The organism is Pseudomonas sp. SC11 (assembly GCF_047039205.1).
GTDB classification, from domain to species: domain Bacteria; phylum Pseudomonadota; class Gammaproteobacteria; order Pseudomonadales; family Pseudomonadaceae; genus Aquipseudomonas; species Aquipseudomonas boreofloridensis.
In genome coordinates this window covers 5,035,807-5,048,189 of record NZ_CP178183.1, presented here as the reverse complement: position 1 = coordinate 5,048,189, position 12,383 = coordinate 5,035,807, and the positions used below count along the sequence as shown (strand labels likewise).

At 65.9% G+C, this 12,383-nt stretch carries 14 protein-coding genes; 4 read left to right on the top strand and 10 right to left on the bottom strand.

Annotated features, from left to right (window positions below; genetic code table 11):
- Positions 1-160: 160 nt before the first annotated feature.
- The 10 genes from ACK2SD_RS22495 to gshB all read right to left on the bottom strand — a co-directional run bounded on the left by ACK2SD_RS22495 (position 161) and on the right by gshB (position 8,689).
- Positions 161-538, bottom strand: a complete 378-nt coding sequence (locus ACK2SD_RS22495; protein ID WP_295486628.1) for a DUF971 domain-containing protein — start codon at positions 536-538, stop codon at positions 161-163.
- Positions 539-679: 141 nt separating this feature from the next.
- On the bottom strand, positions 680-2,023 hold the full coding sequence (hslU, locus tag ACK2SD_RS22490) for an ATP-dependent protease ATPase subunit HslU (RefSeq protein ID WP_412460886.1): 1,344 nt from the start codon (positions 2,021-2,023) through the stop codon (positions 680-682).
- 76 nt (positions 2,024-2,099) lie between these two features.
- Entirely contained in the window at positions 2,100-2,630 is a 531-nt protein-coding gene (gene hslV / locus ACK2SD_RS22485; protein ID WP_412460885.1) for an ATP-dependent protease subunit HslV, read from the bottom strand.
- Between the two features lie 176 nt (positions 2,631-2,806).
- A complete protein-coding gene (locus tag ACK2SD_RS22480; protein WP_039582743.1) occupies positions 2,807-4,078 on the bottom strand; it encodes a dihydroorotase in 1,272 nt (423 codons plus the stop codon).
- Positions 4,075-5,079: an aspartate carbamoyltransferase catalytic subunit gene (locus ACK2SD_RS22475; RefSeq protein ID WP_029614263.1), complete on the bottom strand. Its 1,005-nt coding sequence runs from the start codon at positions 5,077-5,079 to the stop codon at positions 4,075-4,077. Before ACK2SD_RS22475 ends, ACK2SD_RS22480 begins: the two co-directional genes overlap by 4 nt.
- A gap of 12 nt (positions 5,080-5,091) precedes the next feature.
- Positions 5,092-5,610 (bottom strand): bifunctional pyr operon transcriptional regulator/uracil phosphoribosyltransferase PyrR, encoded by a 519-nt coding sequence (gene pyrR / locus ACK2SD_RS22470; RefSeq protein ID WP_039582744.1) that lies wholly within the window; start codon positions 5,608-5,610, stop codon positions 5,092-5,094.
- Between the two features lie 46 nt (positions 5,611-5,656).
- Positions 5,657-6,082: a Holliday junction resolvase RuvX gene (ruvX, locus tag ACK2SD_RS22465; protein ID WP_116887414.1), complete on the bottom strand. Its 426-nt coding sequence runs from the start codon at positions 6,080-6,082 to the stop codon at positions 5,657-5,659.
- A complete protein-coding gene (locus ACK2SD_RS22460) occupies positions 6,082-6,651 on the bottom strand; it encodes a YqgE/AlgH family protein (RefSeq protein WP_039582746.1) in 570 nt (189 codons plus the stop codon). The genes ruvX and ACK2SD_RS22460 overlap by 1 nt, the downstream gene beginning before the upstream one ends.
- Before the next feature lie 61 nt (positions 6,652-6,712).
- Positions 6,713-7,612 (bottom strand): energy transducer TonB, encoded by a 900-nt coding sequence (locus ACK2SD_RS22455; protein ID WP_342649906.1) that lies wholly within the window; start codon positions 7,610-7,612, stop codon positions 6,713-6,715.
- A 120-nt stretch (positions 7,613-7,732) separates the two neighbouring features.
- Positions 7,733-8,689 carry a glutathione synthase gene (gene gshB / locus ACK2SD_RS22450; protein WP_412460884.1) on the bottom strand — a complete coding sequence of 319 codons (957 nt, stop codon included), beginning with the start codon at positions 8,687-8,689 and terminating at the stop codon, positions 7,733-7,735.
- A gap of 234 nt (positions 8,690-8,923) precedes the next feature.
- Here gshB and ACK2SD_RS22445 point away from each other — a divergent pair, with 234 nt between their 5' ends.
- From ACK2SD_RS22445 to ACK2SD_RS22430, 4 genes are all read left to right on the top strand, one after another.
- Positions 8,924-9,325 carry a response regulator gene (locus ACK2SD_RS22445; protein WP_029614259.1) on the top strand — a complete coding sequence of 134 codons (402 nt, stop codon included), beginning with the start codon at positions 8,924-8,926 and terminating at the stop codon, positions 9,323-9,325.
- A 46-nt stretch (positions 9,326-9,371) separates the two neighbouring features.
- The gene (pilH, locus tag ACK2SD_RS22440) at positions 9,372-9,737 is read left to right on the top strand and encodes a twitching motility response regulator PilH (RefSeq protein ID WP_029614258.1); all 366 of its coding nucleotides are present in this window, start codon (positions 9,372-9,374) and stop codon (positions 9,735-9,737) included.
- Complete coding sequence (locus ACK2SD_RS22435; RefSeq protein ID WP_039582750.1) at positions 9,734-10,288, top strand: chemotaxis protein CheW; 555 nt, start codon at positions 9,734-9,736, stop codon at positions 10,286-10,288. Before pilH ends, ACK2SD_RS22435 begins: the two co-directional genes overlap by 4 nt.
- A gap of 64 nt (positions 10,289-10,352) precedes the next feature.
- Entirely contained in the window at positions 10,353-12,374 is a 2,022-nt protein-coding gene (locus ACK2SD_RS22430) for a methyl-accepting chemotaxis protein (RefSeq protein WP_116890006.1), read from the top strand.
- Positions 12,375-12,383 lie beyond the last annotated feature (9 nt).

The following is a 12,383-nucleotide window of genomic DNA, read 5'->3' as shown; positions in this document are numbered from 1 at the left end:
ACTCGGGTGACCAGTGATGACGAGCAGGTGCTGAAACTTGCCAGACCCCTTGGTTACCCGAGTTTCATGTAATGCGCAAGACAGGCCAGTCATTGGCTGTCCATGAGGCATTCAAGCAGAAATCGTTAGAAAGCGCGTTCCAACGATGTCGAGCCTTGACCTAGAGCATCAGCTTGACCGCAGACACGGCCGGATCACGCGATTTGCCGGCCTTGTGCAGTTCGTCGAGGTATTCGGCCCACAACTGCGTCTGGCGCAAGCACAGTTGTTCCAGGTACTCCCAGGTGAACAGCCCGCTGTCGTGGCCGTCATCGAAGGTGAGCTTGAGCGCGTACTGCCCGGCAGGCTCCAGGCCACTGAGCCCGACGTCGATCTTGCCGAACTGCAGGATGGGATTACCGTGCCCCTGCACCTCGGCCGAGGGCGAGTGCACGCGCAGAAACTCGGCAGGCAGGTGATAGACCTCGCCAGGCGAGTACGTAAGCGAAAGGGTTTTCGAGGCTTTGTGCAGGTTGATGGCGGTAGGAAGGCGGGCCATGACACATCTCTTTTTTAAGCTACAAGCTGCAAGCTACAAGCTACAAGAGGTGAGATTCAAGCTATCGCGGATGTATCTGAAGAAAAGCGCTGCTGCAAGCGACACACATGAGCTTGTCGCTTGCAGCTTATCGCTTGCAGCTTAAAGGATGTAACGGGAGAGGTCTTCGTTCTGTGCCAGTTCGCCCAGGTGGCCGTTGACGTAGGTGGCGTCGATGTTGACCGGGGTTTCGTCGTGGCCGCTGGCCAGGTCGCCGGCGCTGAACGACAGCTCTTCGAGCAGGCGCTCGAGCAGCGTGTGCAGGCGGCGGGCGCCGATGTTTTCGGTCTTTTCGTTGACCTGGTAGGCGATCTCGGCCAGGCGCTTGATGCCGTCTTCGGCGAAGGTGATGTTCAGGCCTTCGGTCTTGAGCAACTCGCGGTACTGCTCGGTCAGCGATGCATGCGGCTCGGTGAGGATGCGCTCGAAGTCCTGCGGGGTCAGGGCCTTGAGTTCGACGCGGATCGGCAGACGGCCCTGCAGCTCAGGCACCAGGTCGCTCGGCTTGCTCAGGTGGAAGGCGCCGGAGGCGATGAACAGGATGTGGTCGGTCTTGACCATGCCCAGCTTGGTGTTCACGGTGCAGCCCTCGATCAGCGGCAGCAGGTCGCGCTGCACGCCTTCGCGGGACACATCGGCGCCGCCGACGTTGCCGCGCTTGGCCACCTTGTCGATCTCGTCGATGAACACGATGCCATGCTGCTCTACCGCTTCCAGGGCCTTGGCCTTGAGCTCTTCCTCGTTGACCAGGCGGCTGGCTTCCTCGTCACGGACCATCTTCAGCGCTTCCTTGACCTTGAGCTTGCGGCTCTTGCGCTTGCCCTTGCCCATGTTGGCGAACAGGCTCTGCAACTGGTTGGTCATCTCTTCCATGCCGGGCGGCGCGGCGATTTCCACGCCCACTGCGTCGGCGACCTCGATGTCGATTTCCTTGTCGTCCAGCTCGCCCTGGCGCAGGCGCTTGCGGAACAGTTGGCGGGTGTTGGAGTCGCTGCTCGACTGCTGGGCTTCCTCGCTGAAGCTGCTGACCCGAGCCTGCGGCAGCAGGGCGTCGAGGATGCGGTCTTCGGCGGCGTCTTCGGCGCGGTGGCGCACGCGGACGATTTCCTGCTCGCGCAGCATTTTCAGGGCCGCATCGGCCAGGTCGCGGATGATCGACTCGACGTCACGGCCAACATAGCCCACTTCGGTGAACTTGGTCGCTTCGACCTTGATGAACGGCGCGTTGGCCAGCTTGGCCAGGCGCCGGGCGATTTCGGTCTTGCCCACACCCGTGGGGCCGATCATGAGGATGTTCTTGGGCGTGACTTCGGCGCGCAGTTCCAGCGGCAGTTGCATGCGCCGCCAGCGGTTGCGCAGGGCGATGGCCACGGCGCGCTTGGCGTCGTCCTGGCCGATGATGTGGCGGTTGAGTTCGTGGACGATCTCGCGGGGGGTCATGGACATGATGAATTGGGGCCTCGGATGGAGTGGATCAGCGTGGGAAAAAGTCCCGCAGCGCGCGGGACAACAGAACAGCTGATCACTCGGCCAGGTCCTGCTCCTCGATGGTCAGGTTGTGGTTGGTGAACACGCAGATGTCGCCGGCGATGTTCAACGCGGTCTCGGCGATTTCGCGGGCCGAGAGGTCGGTTTTGTTCAGCAGGGCGCGTGCAGCGGCCTGGGCGTAGGCGCCGCCGGAACCCATGGCGATCAGGCCGTCTTCGGGTTCGACCACGTCGCCGTTACCGGTGATGACCAGCGAGGCGTCCTTGTTGGCCACGGCCAGCATGGCCTCCAGGCGGCTCAAGGTGCGGTCGGTACGCCATTCCTTGGCCAGCTCGACGGCAGCGCGCACCAGATGGCCGGAATGCTTCTGCAGTTGCGACTCGAAACGCTCGAACAGGGTGAAGGCGTCGGCGGTAGCGCCGGCAAAGCCTGCGATGACCTCGCCGTTGTACAGGCGCCGGACTTTCTTGGCGTTGCCTTTCATCACGGTGTTGCCCAGGGATACCTGGCCGTCGCCGCCCATGACGACTTTGCCGTTACGGCGGACTGAAACGATGGTGGTCAAGAGAGAGTCTCCACGCAGCGGGGCGAAAATGCCTGTTGCAGACTCATATGGGGATGGGGGGAAGAATTTCAACCGGTGCGGATGAATGGTCGTACCTGGCCGGAACAGGCGGGCGGGCCTGTTCACGGTTGAATCGCGGCGGCGAATCGCCGCGATTCAACTGCGATCGGGCGGGCTCAGGCCTCGTGGCACACCCGCCCGTCGACCAGGGTGTAGCGTACCGCGCCCGGCAGGCAGTGGCCGATGAACGGGCAGTTCTCGCCCCGCGAGAACCAGTGTTCGCCAGCGACCGTCGAGGCGTTGGGGTCGAACAGCACCAGGTCGGCGGCGGCACCCACCTTCAGCTCGCCGGCTGGCAGGCGCAGGGCCTGGGCCGGGCCGCTGGACAGGCGTGCCAGCAGGGTCGGCAGGTCGAGCAGGCCGTCTTCCACCAGGGTCATGGCCAGCGGCAGCAGCAGTTCGACGCTGCTGATGCCAGGTTCAGTAGCGCCGAACGGCGCCAGCTTGGCATCACGCTCATGGGGCTGGTGATGGCTGGAAATGGCCTGGATCACCCCGGACTTCACCGCTTCGCGCAGGCCATCGCGGTCGGCGGCGGTGCGCAGCGGTGGTTGCACGTGGTAGAGGCTGGAGAAGTCGCGCAGGGCGTCGTCGGTGAGGATCAACTGGTACAGCGCCACATCGGCGGTGACCGGCAGCCCCAACTGCTGGGCCTGGGCGATCAGGCGCGCGCCACGGGCGCTGGTGATCTGGGTGAAGTGCGCGCGTACACCGCTCTGCTCGACCAGCAGCAGGTTACGCGCCAGGGCCACGGTCTCGGCGCTTTCGGGAATGCCTGGCAGGCCGAGGAAGCTCGCCATGGCGCCTTCGTGGGCCAGGCCGCCGGCCGACAGGTCGCGGTCCTGGGAATGGAACACCACGGTCAGGTCGAAGGTGGCGGCATACTCCAGGGCCCGGGCCAGGGTGCGGTTGTTGGGGATTTCCTTGAGGCCGTTGCCGAAGGCCACGCAGCCGGTGTCGCGCAAGGCCACCAGTTCGGCCAGTTGCTCGCCGTCCAGGCCTTTGGTGAGTGCGCCAATCGGGTAGACCTTGCTGTTGCCCGCGTCACGGGCGCGGTCGAGGATCAGCTCGGCCACTGCCGAGGTGTCGAGCACGGGTTTGGTCTGCGGTGGGCAGCACAGGCTGGTGACGCCGCCGGCCACTGCCGCGCGGGTTTCGCTGGCGATGTTGCCCTTGCGGCTGAAGCCTGGCTCGCGCAGGGCGACGTCGAGGTCGACCAGGCCGGGCGCGGCCACCAGGCCCTCGGCCTGGAGCGTGCGGCGGGCGCTGAAGCCGGCCGGGGCTGCGCCGATGGCGACGATCCGCCCGCCTTCGAGGTGCAGGTCGCTGACCTGGTCCAGGCCGCTGCTGGGATCGATGACCCGTGCGCCGATGATGCTGATGGTCACAGGGCGTTCTCCTGGTCGAGTTGACGTTGCGCGTTCTGGCCGCTCATGGCCATCGACAGCACGGCCATGCGTACGGCGATGCCGTAGGTGACCTGGTTGAGAATCACCGAATGCTTGCCGTCGGCCACCGCCGATTCGATTTCCACGCCGCGGTTGATCGGGCCTGGGTGCATGACGATGGCGTCCGGCTTGGCCTTGGCCAGGCGCGCGGTGGTCAGGCCGAACAGGCGGTAGAACTCGCCTTCGCTGGGCAGCAGGCCGCCGGCCATGCGTTCGCGTTGCAGGCGCAGCATGATCACCACGTCGACGTCCTTGAGCCCCTCGGCCAGGTCGGTGTAGACCTTCACCCCGTACTGCTCGATGCCGATCGGGATCAGGGTCTTCGGCCCGATCACGCGGATGTCCGGGCAACCCAGGGCCTTGAGCGCGAGCATGTCGGAGCGGGCTACGCGCGAATGCAGGATGTCGCCGACGATGGCCACCGACAGGTTCTCGAAGCTGCCTTTGTGGCGACGGATGGTGAGCATGTCGAGCATGCCCTGGGTGGGGTGCGCATGGCGGCCGTCACCACCGTTGATCACGGCCACCTCCGGGCAGACGTGCTCGGCGATGAAGTGCGCGGCGCCTGAGTCCGAATGGCGCACGACGAACATGTCGGCGGCCATGGCTTCGAGGTTGCGCAGGGTGTCGAACAGGGTTTCGCCCTTGCTGGTGGACGAGGTGGACACGTTCAGGCTGATGACGTCGGCCGACAGGCGCTGGGCGGCCAGTTCGAAGGTGGTGCGGGTCCGTGTGGAGTTCTCGAAGAACACGTTGCACACGGTCTTGCCGCGCAGCAGCGGGACTTTCTTCACGGCGCGGGCGCCGACTTCGAGGAAGGAGTCGGCGGTGTCGAGGATTTCGGTGAGCAGTTCGCGGGGCAAACCGTCGAGCGAGAGGAAATGGCGTAGCTGGCCCTGGTCGTTGAGCTGCAGCGGGCGCTTGGCGTCGAATGGCGTCATCGCGGGGGACTCTTAAAGGGCGGATGCGGAGGCGAGGTCCTGGCGCTCGAGCGCGAGCGGCGCGGGACCGGTCAATTTTACCCGCTCATGGGCTGCCAGGGACAGCGTCGCGCCCAGTACGTTGGGGCGGATCGGCAACTCGCCGGCGTCCAGGTCGAGCAGGCACACCAGGGTCACGCTGGCCGGGCGGCCGTAGTCGAACAGCTCGTTGAGCGCCGCGCGGATGGTGCGACCGCTCATCAGCACGTCATCGACCAGCACCAGGTGCTGGCCTTCGATCTCGAACGGCAGCTCGGAGGGGCGCACTTGCGGGTGCAGGCCGTTCTGGCTGAAATCGTCGCGGTAGAACGACACGTCGAGGGTGCCCAGCGGGCTGTGGTCGTCGAGTGCCTCTTGCAGGGCCTGGGCAACCCACACGCCACCGGTGCGGATACCGATGAAACGGGGCTCGGCGATGGCGCGGCGCGCCAGGTGGGCGCGAAGATCGACGGCCATCTGCCGGATCAGTGCGGCGGGATCGGGTAGGCTCATTGCGTGCTCCTTGGGGCGCCAGCAAGGCCGGCGGCAAAGCGGATGGTCAGGTATTGGCCTCCAGCCAGCCTTGCAGCAGCAGTGCCGCGGCGATGGCGTCGACCGGGTTGTCGCGGTAGCTGCCACGTGGCCCGCCGCGGGCCATTTGCTCGCCCTTGGCTTCGAAGGTGGTCAGGCGTTCGTCGTGGGTGTGTACCGGCAGGTTGTAGCGCCCGTTGAGGCGGCGGGCGAATTTCTCCGCACGCTCGCTCATTTCGCTCGGCGTGCCGTCCATGTTCAGCGGCAGGCCAACGACGATGGCATCGGGTTTCCATTCCTTGATCAGCTTTTCCACCTGGTTCCAGTCCGGCACGCCGTTCTGCGCCTTGAGCGTGCACAGCTCGCGGGCCTGACCGGTGATGACCTGGCCGACGGCGACGCCGATCTGGCGGGTGCCGTAGTCGAAGCCCAGCAGCAGGCGCAGCTCGGCCATCAGGCGTGTCCTGCCTGGCTGGTCAGCAGGGCGAGGTTGATGCCCAGGCTTTGCGCGGCCGCTTGCAGGCGTTGTTCGCAGGCCATGCCGAATAGGATGTTGGCGTCGAACGGGCAGTTGAGCCAGGCGTTGTCGGCCAGCTCTGCCTCCAGCTGTCCGGCTTCCCAACCGGCGTAGCCCAGGGTGATCAGGCTCTGTTTCGGCCCGACGCCTTCGGCGATGGCGAACAGCACGTCCTGCGAGGTGGACAGCGACACACCTTGCAGCTCGACGGTGGCCTGGTAGCTGCATTCCGGGCTGTGCAGCACGAAGCCGCGGTCGGTTTGCACCGGGCCGCCCTGGTAGATGGGGATCTGCAGGGTGCTGGGTGCGGGCTCCTCGTCCGGGCGCAGTTGCTCGAGGATGTCGGCCAGGTACAGATCCTGCGGGCGGTTGACCACCAGCCCCATGGCACCGTTGGCATTGTGCTCGACGATGTAGGTGAGGGTCTGGGCAAAGTTCGGATCGGCCATGTGCGGCATGGCGATCAGGAACTGGTGCTTGAGGTAGCTGGGGGCGAGGGTTTTCATGAGGGGTAGTGTGGCGTCAGGTGGCGAGGCTGACAAGCTGGCCGTGCGGTGTCCGTACCGGTCAGTTGCTCGACAGCCGGTCGCCACGGGCGAAGCGCCAGGTGCGGATGATCTCCAGGCGGTCGTACTCGGCCAGGTCGCCGGTGAACGGTGCGAACGGTGCGGCCAGGCGCACGATGCGCTGGGCGGCCTGGTCGAGCAGCTTCTGGCCGGACGATTCGAGCACCAGGACCTCGTACAGCGAGCCATCGCGGTTGATCGACACCAGCAGGCGCAGGCTGCCGTATAGCTGCTGACGGCGGGCTTCCTCCGGGTAGTTGAGGTTGCCGATGCGCTCGACTTTCTTGCGCCATTCCTCTTTGTACCAGGCGCCTTTGTCGCGCATGGTCGAGGCGGCGTTCAGGCGATGGATGCGCGGGCGCTTGGCGTACAACTGCTGCTCGTTGGACAGCTCGGCTTCCAGGCTGGCGATCTGGCTCGACAGCTGCGAGCTGTCGAAGGTCGGCGCCGCCTGCGCCGGTTTAGGTTGCGGCTTGCTCTCCTTGGGCGCGGTCTCGGCCTTCTGCGGCTTGCTCGCCTTGGTGGTCACTGCGGTTTTGGCCGGGGGCGGCGGCGTTTCCACGCGGGCGGCCGGCGGCGGGGTGATTGTGTTGACCTTGCTGTCCTGGAACGGCGCCACCTCGGTGGTGGTGGGCACCGCCTTCTTGTCCAGTGTGCCGCTGCCTTGCTGGTTGTCCTGTGCCTGGAAATCGGCCTTCTCGGGCGCTTTCTCGCTCTTGAAGGTGGCCAGGGTGATGTCCATGGTCTGGCGAATTTCGGCGGGCTTGATGACGTTGAAGCTCACGCCGAGGATCAACGCCAGGTGCACCAACGCCGCCAGGAACAAGGTAAAGCCGAGCCGATCCACCGGGCGTACGCGCGGTGGCAGCAGGTCGGCGGGAATATCGGCGGGCGATGTCATCTTGTGTCCCAGAGAAGCAGCTTCAAGCTTCAAGTTTCAAGCGGCAAGTAGAGGCGATTCGGCGCTGGATCGCGCTTTTTCTTGCCGCTTGTAGCTTACCGCTTGCCGCTGAGCGCCAGCTTAGCGCTGAGCGCTCAGCTGGCGCTCGATGGCGTCCATCAGTTGGCCGCCGATGTCGGTGTTGTAGGCCGCGTCGATTTCGCGGATGCAGGTCGGGCTGGTGACGTTGATTTCGGTCAGCGAGTCGCCGATCACGTCCAGGCCCACGAACAGCAAGCCTTTTTCGCGCAGGGTCGGACCGACCTGGGCGGCGATCCAGCGGTCGCGCTCGGTCAGCGGACGGGCTTCGCCGCGACCGCCTGCGGCCAGGTTGCCACGGGTTTCGCCGCTGGCCGGGATGCGCGCCAGGCAGTAGGGCACCGGCTCGCCGTCGATCATCAGGATACGCTTGTCGCCATCGACGATCTGCGGCAGGTAGGCCTGCGCCATGATCTGCTGGTGGCCGTGCTGGGTCAGGGTTTCCAGGATCACCGACAGGTTCGGGTCACCCTGGCGATGGCGGAACACCGACGCCCCGCCCATGCCGTCGAGCGGCTTGAGGATCACGTCGCCGTGGGTGGCGGCGAACTCGCGCAGGATGTCGGCGCGGCGGCTGACCAGCGTCGGCGCCATGCACTGCGGGAACTGCGTGGCGAACAGCTTCTCGTTGCAGTCGCGCAGGCTCTGCGGCTTGTTGACGATCAACACGCCGTCGCGCTCGGCCTGCTCCAGCAGGTAGGTGCTGTAGACGAACTCCATGTCGAACGGCGGATCCTTGCGCATCAGGATCACGTCCAGCTCGCCCAGCGCGCTGTCCTGTTCCTCGCCCAGCTCGAACCAGCGCGTGGTATCGGCGAACACCTTCAGCGGGCGCATGCGCGCGCGCGCCTGCCCGGTGCCCTGGTACAGGTCGCGCTGCTCCATGTAGAACAGGCTCCAGCCGCGCGCCTGCGCCGCCAGCAGCATGGCCAGCGAACTGTCCTTCTTATAGGAAATGGACGCGATGGGGTCCATGACAATCCCGAGGCGAACGCTCATGGGGTAAATCCTCTTGGCGACCGACGGCCGCGATGGCACGAAAGAAAAGTGGCTCAGGGTGGCGCCGCAAACGCGGCGGGTCAAGGGGTAGGCAGATGCAATGGCCCTGCGGACTGTGTTAAAAAAGCAGCTTCGAGCGTGTAGCGGCAAGCGGCGAATGGACGCGGATCGGCTCGGTCTGCGCTTCTGCTGTGGCTTGCGCGTCTGCACTCACCTGCGCACGGGTAGACGTCTATGGAACAACCTCTGAAGGTGATGGTGATCGACGACTCGCGCACCATCCGCCGGACCGCCCAGACGCTGCTAGGGGAGGTGGGTTGCGAGGTGATCACCGCCAGCGACGGTTTCGATGCCCTGGCCAAGATCGTCGATCATGCGCCGCGGATCATCTTCGTCGATGTGCTGATGCCGCGCCTGGACGGCTACCAGACCTGCGCGATCATCAAGCACAACGCGCTGTTCAAGGACACCCCGGTGGTGTTGCTGTCCTCGCGCGATGGCTTGTTCGACAAGGCCCGCGGGCGGGTGGTCGGCTCCGACCAGTTCCTGACCAAGCCGTTCACCAAGGAAGAATTGCTCGAAGCGATCCGCGTGCATGTGCCCGGATTCGCCGAACATGCACACCACGCACCCTGACCGCGCCGCGTCGGCGCGGTCTTCATGTTTCTGATGGGGAAACCGCATGGCCCGAGTTCTGATCGTCGACGACTCGCAGACAGAGATGCAAAAACTCACCGGATGGCTGCAACAGCACGGCTACGAGGTGCTCAAGGCCGAAACCGGTGCAGACGGCGTGGCCCTGGCGCGCCAGGAAAAACCCGACGCGGTGCTCATGGACATCGTCATGCCGGGCATGAACGGCTTCCAGGCCACCCGGCAGTTGAGCAAAGACCCCGAGACCTGCGCCATTCCGGTGATCATGGTCACCACCAAGGACCAGGACACCGACCGCATCTGGGCCACGCGCCAAGGCGCGCGCGACTTCCTCACCAAACCCGTGGAAGAACACGCGCTGATCGCCAAGCTGGCCGAAGTGCTGGGCACTTGACCACCCGCCCCCAGGGCGCGTCGCTGACCGCGTTCGAGCTGCTGCTGGACATCGACCGCCGCTGCCGCCTGCTGGTGGCCGACCAGCCGCCGCAGGACACGCGCCTGCAGCACTGGAGCGGCATCGGTTTTCGCATCGCCGGGCAGTGGTTCGTCGCGCCCATGGGGGAAATCGCCGAAGTGCTGCGCGAGCCGCGCAGCAGCCGCGTGCCGGGCGTGCAGCCCTGGGTGCGCGGGGTGGCCAACCTGCGCGGCAGATTGCTGCCGGTGATGGACCTGTCGGCCTTTCTTGGCCTCGGCCCGGCAGCGGCGGGCAAGCAGCGGCGGGTGCTGGTGCTGGACCACGACGACCTGTTCGTCGGTCTGCTGGTCGACGAAGTGGTCGGCCTGCAGCATTTCGCCCTCGACAGCCTTGCGCTGTCGCCGCCGCAGCCGCTGATTCGCGCGGCGGCGCCGTTCGTACAGGGGCATTTCCCCCGCGAGCACAACTGGGCGATCTTCAGCCCTTTCGCCCTGGCCCAGGCGCCAGGCTTTCTCGATGTGGCGTTGTGAGGCCCCTGCGACAGTGAACCCTTCGATCCCCAGCAAGCCCACCCCGACCGTCGTTCCGGAAGCGGTGGCCCAGCGTCCGCGCAGCACCGCGCAGATCACCGTGCTGTTCGTGGTGCTGATCCTGTCGATCGTGCTGCTGTTCGCCAACTTCGCCTACCTCAACACCCAGTCCAGCCACGACAAGCAGTACATCGGTCATGCCGGCGAGCTGCGCGTGCTGTCCCAGCGCATCGCCAAGAACGCCACCGAAGCGGCGGCGGGCAAGGCCTTGGCCTTCCGTCTGCTGTCCGATGCACGCAACGACTTCGAGCGGCGCTGGAAGTACCTGCGCGAGGGCGACAAGACCACCGGGCTGCCACCGGCGCCGGCCACTGTGCGCGACGAGATGGACGCGGTGCGCCAGGACTGGGAAAACCTGCGCCGCAACACCGACACCATCCTGGCCAGCGAACAGACCGTGCTGTCGTTGCATCAAGTGGCGGCGACCCTGGCCGAGACCGTGCCGCAGTTGCAGGTCGAGTACGAGAAAGTGGTGGAAATCCTGCTGCAAAGCGGCGCACCGGCCAGTCAGGTGGCCGTGGCCCAGCGCCAGTTGCTGCTGGCCGAGCGGATTCTCGGCTCGGTCAACACCGTGCTTGGCGGCGACGAGGCGGCGGTGCAGGCCGCCGACACCTTCGGCCGCGATGCCAGCCGCTTCGGCCAGGTGCTGCAGGGCATGCTCGACGGCAATGCCGCGATCCAGGTGACCCGCGTCGAAGACCCCGACGCCCGTGCGCGCCTGGCCGAAATCGCCGAGCTGTTCCAGTTCGTCTCCGGTTCGGTGGACGAAATCCTCGAAACCTCCCCAGAGCTGCAGCGCGTGCGCGAAGCGGCGAGCAACATCTTCAGCCTGTCGCAGACCTTGCTCGACGAAGCTTCGCACCTGGCCACCGGCTTCGAGAACCTGGCCGGACGCACCCTGGATACCGTGGGCGGCTACGTGCTGGGCCTGCTGGCGCTGACCTCGATCATCCTCATCGGCCTGGTGATGGTGCGCGCCACCAATCGCCAGTTGCGCGACACGGCGCAGAAGAACGAACGCAACCAGCAGGCGATCATGCGCCTGCTCGACGAGATCGAAGAACTGGCCGACGGCGACCTGACCGTGAATGTCTCGGTCACCGAAGACTTCACCGGGGCCATCGCCGATTCCATCAACTATTCGGTGGACCAGTTGCGCGACCTGGTGGCGACCATCAACCACAGTGCCGAGCAGGTCGCCGCCGCCGTGCAGGATACCCAGAACACCGCGCGCCAGTTGGCCAAGGCCTCGGAGCACCAGGCCGATCAGATCAGCGAGGCGTCGCTGGCGGTGGGCGACATGGTCGAGTCGATCGACCGCGTGTCGGCCCACGCCTACGAGTCGGCCAAGGTGGCCGAGCGCTCGGTGGCCATCGCCAACAAAGGCAACGAAGTGGTGCACAACACCATCGACGGCATGGACAACATCCGCGAGCAGATCCAGGACACCGCCAAGCGCATCAAGCGCCTGGGCGAGTCGTCCCAGGAGATCGGCGATATCGTCAGCCTGATCGACGACATTGCCGAGCAGACCAACATCCTGGCCCTCAACGCTGCGATCCAGGCGTCGCTGGCGGGCGAGGCCGGTCGCGGTTTCGCGGTGGTCGCCGATGAAGTCCAGCGCCTGGCCGAGCGCTCGTCGTCGGCCACCCGGCAGATCGAGGCGTTGGTGCGCACCATCCAGGCCGACACCAACGAAGCGGTGATCTCCATGGAGCAGACCACCGCCGAAGTGGTGCGCGGCGCGCGCCTGGCCCAGGACGCCGGCGTGGCCCTGGCCGAGATCGAAGGCGTGTCGCAGACCCTGGCCGACCTGATCCACAGCATTTCCGATGCGGCGCAGTTGCAGACCTCGTCGGCCGGACAGATTTCCCACACCATGGCGGTGATCCAGCAGATCACCGCACAGACTTCCCACGGCTCCGGCGCCACCGCCGACAGCATCCGCCACCTGGCGAAGATGGCCAGCGAGATGCGTCGCTCGGTCTCGGGGTTCACCCTGCCGCCGCCGGCCGAGCCGAGCTGAGGCGCCGTC

Bases quoted from the DNA above. Each gene is read 5' to 3' on its own strand.
- ACK2SD_RS22445 (WP_029614259.1), top strand. From the start codon at position 8,924: ATGGAACAACCTCTGAAGGTGATGGTGATCGACGACTCGCGCACCATC.
- ACK2SD_RS22455 (WP_342649906.1), bottom strand. From the start codon at position 7,612: ATGACATCGCCCGCCGATATTCCCGCCGACCTGCTGCCACCGCGCGTA.
- pilH (WP_029614258.1), top strand. From the start codon at position 9,372: ATGGCCCGAGTTCTGATCGTCGACGACTCGCAGACAGAGATGCAAAAA.
- ACK2SD_RS22475 (WP_029614263.1), bottom strand. From the start codon at position 5,079: ATGACGCCATTCGACGCCAAGCGCCCGCTGCAGCTCAACGACCAGGGC.
- ACK2SD_RS22495 (WP_295486628.1), bottom strand. From the start codon at position 538: ATGGCCCGCCTTCCTACCGCCATCAACCTGCACAAAGCCTCGAAAACC.
- gshB (WP_412460884.1), bottom strand. From the start codon at position 8,689: ATGAGCGTTCGCCTCGGGATTGTCATGGACCCCATCGCGTCCATTTCC.
- pyrR (WP_039582744.1), bottom strand. From the start codon at position 5,610: ATGAGCCTACCCGATCCCGCCGCACTGATCCGGCAGATGGCCGTCGAT.
- ruvX (WP_116887414.1), bottom strand. From the start codon at position 6,082: ATGGCCGAGCTGCGCCTGCTGCTGGGCTTCGACTACGGCACCCGCCAG.
- hslU (WP_412460886.1), bottom strand. From the start codon at position 2,023: ATGTCCATGACCCCCCGCGAGATCGTCCACGAACTCAACCGCCACATC.
- ACK2SD_RS22460 (WP_039582746.1), bottom strand. From the start codon at position 6,651: ATGAAAACCCTCGCCCCCAGCTACCTCAAGCACCAGTTCCTGATCGCC.